The organism is Acidisphaera rubrifaciens HS-AP3, from assembly GCF_000964365.1.
In the GTDB taxonomy this organism is placed as follows: domain Bacteria; phylum Pseudomonadota; class Alphaproteobacteria; order Acetobacterales; family Acetobacteraceae; genus Acidisphaera; species Acidisphaera rubrifaciens.
This window is the reverse complement of the sequence record NZ_BANB01000684.1, coordinates 1-5,070: the sequence shown is the minus strand read 5'-3', so window position 1 is coordinate 5,070 and position 5,070 is coordinate 1. Positions and strand designations below refer to the sequence as shown.

General features: G+C 61.7%; 6 protein-coding genes. 3 read left to right on the top strand and 3 right to left on the bottom strand.

The genetic code is table 11. The features are described from left to right. On the bottom strand, positions 1-106 hold a 106-nt coding region (locus B8460_RS23790; RefSeq protein WP_148360658.1), incomplete at its 3' end, for a DUF2934 domain-containing protein. Positions 107-279: 173 nt separating this feature from the next. Here B8460_RS23790 and B8460_RS16380 point away from each other — a divergent pair. Further along, positions 280-675 (top strand): cupin domain-containing protein, encoded by a 396-nt coding sequence (locus tag B8460_RS16380; RefSeq protein ID WP_048862684.1) that lies wholly within the window; start codon positions 280-282, stop codon positions 673-675. A gap of 499 nt (positions 676-1,174) precedes the next feature. On the opposite strand, the gene B8460_RS21155 is transcribed toward B8460_RS16380, so the two are convergent. Next, positions 1,175-1,606, bottom strand: coding sequence for a hypothetical protein (locus B8460_RS21155; protein ID WP_148360657.1), 432 nt, complete (start codon positions 1,604-1,606; stop codon positions 1,175-1,177). Between the two features lie 815 nt (positions 1,607-2,421). Between B8460_RS21155 and B8460_RS16375 the strand changes: the two genes are divergently transcribed. Continuing rightward, positions 2,422-2,931, top strand: a complete 510-nt coding sequence (locus tag B8460_RS16375; RefSeq protein WP_048862683.1) for a Spy/CpxP family protein refolding chaperone — start codon at positions 2,422-2,424, stop codon at positions 2,929-2,931. A gap of 36 nt (positions 2,932-2,967) precedes the next feature. Here the strand turns inward: B8460_RS16375 and B8460_RS16370 are convergent, their stop codons facing one another. Beyond that, the gene (locus B8460_RS16370) at positions 2,968-3,645 is read right to left on the bottom strand and encodes a Crp/Fnr family transcriptional regulator (protein WP_048862682.1); all 678 of its coding nucleotides are present in this window, start codon (positions 3,643-3,645) and stop codon (positions 2,968-2,970) included. 326 nt (positions 3,646-3,971) lie between these two features. On the opposite strand from B8460_RS16370, the gene B8460_RS16365 reads away from it, so the two are divergent. Beyond that, complete coding sequence (locus tag B8460_RS16365) at positions 3,972-4,967, top strand: NHL repeat-containing protein (protein WP_052945272.1); 996 nt, start codon at positions 3,972-3,974, stop codon at positions 4,965-4,967. The last annotated feature ends 103 nt before the right edge of the window (positions 4,968-5,070 follow it).

The following is a 5,070-nucleotide window of genomic DNA, read 5'->3' as shown; positions in this document are numbered from 1 at the left end:
CGACGTCGCGCCCGTGCGGGCGGCCGTCGGCGTCCCACAGGTGATAGGCACGCTCCCGGATGCGGTGCTCGCGCGCCGGGTCGTCCTGTAGCGGGTTGTCGGTCATGCTTGCCTCTCCGCTCGCTGCTCCGCCGGCGCCGGGCGCCGTGGCCGCTGTGTCAACGCCGTTCCCCGGTCGGGGATGCAGGGGGGCGGGGATGCAAGGGTGCGGCCACGCTCGCGCCCGGGCGCGGGTGGTGGCAGCATGGGCGCCCACACTGGCCAGGGGAGGCAGGACCAATGACCACGACCGTGGTGACGCATGCCCGCGATGCGCAATACGACACCGGGCTGCGGGCGTTTTTCGCCTATCGCGACCTCGGCATCCCGGCGGCGACGGGGGGCGCGTTTGGCGCGCACGTGATCCGCGCCGTGCCGGGGACGCATGCCAAGCCGGAATGGCACACGCACACGCTGGATTTCCAGATGGTGTTCGTCCTGCGCGGCTGGGTGGAGTTCGAATACGCGGATATCGGCCGGGTGCGGCTGGAGCCGGGCACGTCCGTCTATCAGGCGCCGGGCATCCCCCATATCGAGATCGCCCATAGCGACGACCTGGAATTGCTGGAAATCACCTCGCCCGCCGAGTTCGAGACGACGGTGGTCGAGGCGCCGCGGGCTTTGCAGGCGGTGTGAGGGGGGCGCCACATCTTGCTGACTAAGTCCGAGCCTCGCGAAAATGTAGTCAGATGCAAATAGAGACAAGAATGTGCTGCATATATAGGAAAATTCTCATCAGATGCTGTGAGCATGACGGGGTCATATGATTTGCTTGATTGCTCTTCCAGGATAAATTCCAAAGAGGCCATAGCATGGCGGGCAAATAATATTAAATTTTAGATCAGCAATCACTTTGTAGCATCAGTGCGTTGATTTATCCAGTTCCAAAATCTCTTACTCATCCATCCTTCCCGACTATCTATGTCAAGCTTACATATTAATAGGCTACCAGAATCGTCTACGAGAGGAAAAAATCTTTTGTATAACTTACCAATATCTCTGTTCGAATATACAATCCACATTTTTTCATTCAGCCGGTACCAGCTGAGGCAGAGGTCCATTTTTTGTTTGACGGTCTCGTAAGAGACGCTTTCCAATCGTTCGATGTAGATCATGTAGAATGTGGCGGTTGGCATCACGATCGCTTTTTCGTCGCGTCATAGAGGACGGAGCTCGCATTTGAAGGTGGTTCGTCTGGCTGATCACTCTCGAAAGAAACGGCAGCTATAGCAGTCGAACTACGATCCCTCGCTTGATCAATCGTTGCGAATTCGTCCTCTTCTTTCGTTGCGTGCAAAATTCGTTTTTGCGCAAGCTGATAGTCTTCGGATTGAAGACGATCGGGGTCTTTGACCACCCAAATAAAATACGCCAAGACAGAACTTAAAATTGGAAGGGCGGTGAGGAAGCAAAAAAATAATCTCACACCGTCATCTGTTGCACAGACTGCCGGAATCGAGGGTACAATAATTATCCCAGAAAGCCATAACAGCGGGTTTAGAATGCTATTAGTTCTTACGCGCTCGACGACTGAATTTTCACGGAGATGAGAAAGAGGCGTTTTCATTGATTACGCTGCACAACCGTTAAATGTCTGTCGGTGAGATCCGGGTGGTTTCAGGCAGTATGCGGCGCAAAGGCAGTAAGCCGACCATGATAAGACCCCGACGTCCGAATCCGATCTGATCGTCACCAATTCCTGGACGCCATGATTCGCTACTTCACCCGCCGGCTCTGTGGTGCCAATCACTCCACGTCGGCATGTTGGCCTAGCTTAGGCGAAGCGCGCTGAATCGCAAAGCCAATACTGAGTTCTATCAGCATCTTCGACATCGGCGAAATGCCACAGCAGGATTATAAGCTGTAGGACCGATCAACAGACCGGCTCGTTATCAACATGAGGAAACAGGCTCTATAAATACTTATCTTAATCAAAACGGGACCCTTATTAGAACTTTATAATTGCAGCGATGTACTGAAGCGACGGTGCTTCTTGTTCGAGTTCCTAGAAGGAGCTTGCGATGTGCCGTTAAGACCTAATCCTCCTCGAGTATACGCTGATCGTGCCCACTGCTACGAACCGGCCATGTCTATTAGAGGAGCCTCTTCTAGATCGTGGACGGCGCGCTGTGCTCTGGCAGCACGGCCGGGGACGTTTAAATGTGTTTGAGCGATCTGTCGGCCTGTCGGCGCTGAGCGTGGTAATGACCGCGGGATCTAAGCCGGTTGCGTTTAAATCGTTCGAGGGCAAATTTCGCGCACATAATCTGCCCGGTATCACCAAATTGGTGACTCCGGTCACCGACAAAGGCCCGCGCCCGGCGTAGACCGGATGTCCGGCGGCGCCGAAACACGGCGCGGTGCCTTGGCGAGGGAAACGCAATGACGAAGACCATTTTTGCTAACGGCGCCGCTCTGGCCGCCTATGTCGGGGCCGCCTGTCTGGCGGTCGGCGCGATGGCGGTGCCGGCGCGTGCGGACATGAGCGACATGACGACCGCGCACGATTTCTTCGTCGCGCACTCGTTCGATTTCCCGAAGAATTTCCGCTTCTCGCATCCGGGGCCGGAGTGGGTGCTCCAGCACGATGCCGACTTCAAGCTGACGGAGAAGCAGAAGGCCGAGCTGACGTCGATGTCGAAGACGATGTTCGACGAAATGAAGCGGCTGGACGGCGTGACGCAGAACGCGATCGGCAAGTATGCCAAGGACGCCGCGCAGGTCGATCCGTCCGAGGCGACGATGAAGGCCGATATCGACGCGATCGGCCGGTCGGAAACGGCGCTCGCCTACACGATGGTTCCGTACCACCTGAAAAGCTACGCGCTGCTGTCGCCGAGCCAGAAGAAGACCTTCGCGGACCTGCTCGCCCGCGGCGAGGGCAAGAAGTAAGGCGGCATCGCCGCAGGGGCGAATATATCGGGGCGATCACGCCGGATCGGGGCGGCGCGACGCGAGCGCCGCCCGGTCGAGGATGCGGATCTCGCCGCGGGTGGTCTCGATCCATCCGCGGCATCCCCAGTTGCCGAGATGCCGGCTGACGATTTCGCGCACGCTGCCGATTTCGGACGCAAGCTGTTGATGCGTCTTGCGGACGATGAGCGCGGCGTCCGCCTCCGCCAGCAGGCGGTGCGCCAGACGCTGCTCGATCGTCTGGAAGGCGAGCGCGTCGACGAACGAGAACATCGCGCTGAGAAGCCGCGTGTAGTCGGCGATGACGAACTCCCGGAACGCGGGCATCGACTCCATCAGCTCGTAGAAGCACCGCGCCGGCACCGCCGCGAGGACCGTCAGCGATTCCGCGACGCTTTCGGCCGGGAAATTCGTGCGTGACAGCAGGCACTGGGTCGTCAGCACGCAAGTGCCGCCGCCCTCGACGTTATACAGCAGCATCTCCCGGCCCGCGTCGCTCGTCTTGAAGACGCGCGTGCGCCCGGTAATGCACATGAGATAGTTCGGGCAGGCATCGCCGAGTTCATAGGCCGTCTGCCCCCGTGCCAGGACGGGGAACTCGAGGACGCGCGTGAACCGCCGGAAATCGTCGACCGGCATGGCTTTGACGAACGGAAACCTGTCAGCGAGGCTGCTGAGTACGCCCTGATCCATCACCTTGTCCGCAAATCTCGGCCACAGAGGGGCGGGCAAGCCGCATCAGCGCCCGCCGTCCGCGCAGGTCAGCGGCCGGACGCTGAGTTGTACGGAGAAACACCGGGAGGTAAAGCCCCCGCTCGTCGCCGCCGCACGACCCAAGCGTGGCCGCGCCGATGCGGGGCGCATGACGCATGCACGGTGACAGTTATGCGTCCGATGTCTGGGCAGCACCCTTTCGTTTGCGTCCGGCAGCCGTCATGATGGCATCGCTATACCCAGACAGATATAATGCGTGCCTGGGTTGCCATGGGCATCCCGGGGGACGAGAGGAAGGACGGTCCATGAAACGAACATTCCTGACACGGGTGCGGCGCAAGCCGCGCCTGACGGCGGCGCTGGCGGCGACGCTGCTGGCCGCGTCGGTGGCGGCGGCGGGCCATGCGGCGGCCGCGCCGGCGGACGTGCTGCTGCCGGGGGACCGGTTCTATCCCGAGAGCCTCTCCTCGACCCCCGACGGCACGCTGTATGTCGGCAGCATGGCCGAGGGCGTGGTGGTGCGGGTGGCGCCGGGGGCCACGACCGCGCAGCCGTTCATCCCCGCCGGCAGCAACGGGCTGCTGTCGGTGCTCGGCGTGCTGACGGACGCGGCGCATGACACGCTGTGGGTGTGTTCGAGCGACCTGTCGGCGCTGGGCGTGGTGATGAAGGCGGGATCGAAGCCGGTTGCGCTGAAATCGTTCGACCTGAAGACCGGGGCACCGAAGGCGAGCTATCCGCTGCCGGGCGATCATACGCTGTGCAACGACGTGGTGGTGGCCGCGGACGGCACGGTGTACGTGACTGATTCATTCAGCCCGCACATCCTTCGCCTCAAGCCCGGCGCGACGCAGCTTGAGGTCTGGGCGACGGACGAGCGGTTCAGCGTCAAGGGCGGCGCCGGGCTCGACGGCATCGCGATCGGCAGCGACAACGCCGTGTACGTGAACACCTACAACGGCGGCGGCCTGTATCGCGTCGCGATGGCCGAGGACGGCAGCGCGGGGGCGGTCACGACATTGAAGACCTCGCGGCCGATCAAGCTGCCCGACGCGCTGCGCTCGATCGGGCCCGGCACGTTCCTGATGATCGAGGGCGCGGGCACGCTCGACCGCGTCACCGTGCACGGCGACACGGCGCAGATCGACGTCGTGCGCGGCGGCTTCAAGCTGCCGGTGTCGGTGACGGAGGTGGGCGACGTCGCCTGGGTCGCGGAGGGGCAGCTCAATCACCTGTTCGACCCGAAGACCGGCAAGCCCGGCCCGTTCAAGGTCTATCCGGTCGAGGGCTTCACCCGCTGACGCCCGCCCGCGCCGGATAGGCGCGGAACGGGCCGTGCAGGGGCTGCGGCAGCAGCGGCAGCGCCTGGGCGGCGGCAAGGAGGGCGAGGCGGCGCGGGTGGGG